The following is a 618-nucleotide window of genomic DNA, read 5'->3' on the forward strand; positions in this document are numbered from 1 at the left end:
AGCTCTGGCTTAAATCAAACAACAGCAAAAGGTAAGCCGTATCCGCCAAGTGATTTCGATAAGGTCACCATATCGGGCTTAATGCCTGCTTCTTCAAAGCTAAAGAAGGTGCCAGTACGACCGCAACCCGCCTGTATATCATCGATGATAAGCAGTACATCATGCTTTCGGCAGACTTTTTCTAAGTTACGCAACCATTCAAAACTAGCCGCATTGATACCGCCTTCACCTTGCACAGTTTCAACAATCACTGCAGCGGGCTTGTCGATGCCACTGCTGGAATCTGAAAGCACTTTATCAAGATAAGCTGTGGTATCAATCTCGTCACCTAAGTAGCCGTCATAAGGCACGCGGCTTACGCCGCCTAAGCTGACACCCGCCGCGCCACGATGATGAGAGTTACCCGTCGCAGCCAGAGAGCCAAGGCTAACGCCATGAAAACCATTGGTGAAAGAAATAATGTTCTGACGGCCTTTAATATTACGCGCTAGCTTTAAAGCCGCTTCAACTGCGTTGGTACCAGTCGGACCAGTAAACTGCATAACATAATCGAGATCCCGAGGCTTTAGAATCTTCTCATTAAAAGCCTCTAGAAATTCACCTTTCGCCTTGGTATGC

Annotated in this window: 1 pseudogene; it reads right to left on the reverse strand. The window is 47.4% G+C overall.

Going from position 1 to position 618, the window contains the following annotated elements:
• Positions 1 to 17 precede the first annotated feature (17 nt).
• Positions 18 to 618 (reverse strand): annotated as a pseudogene (locus tag A3757_RS05545) (aminotransferase class III-fold pyridoxal phosphate-dependent enzyme); the annotation flags it as partial.

The sequence above is a fragment of the Oleiphilus sp. HI0117 genome (genome assembly GCF_001635235.1).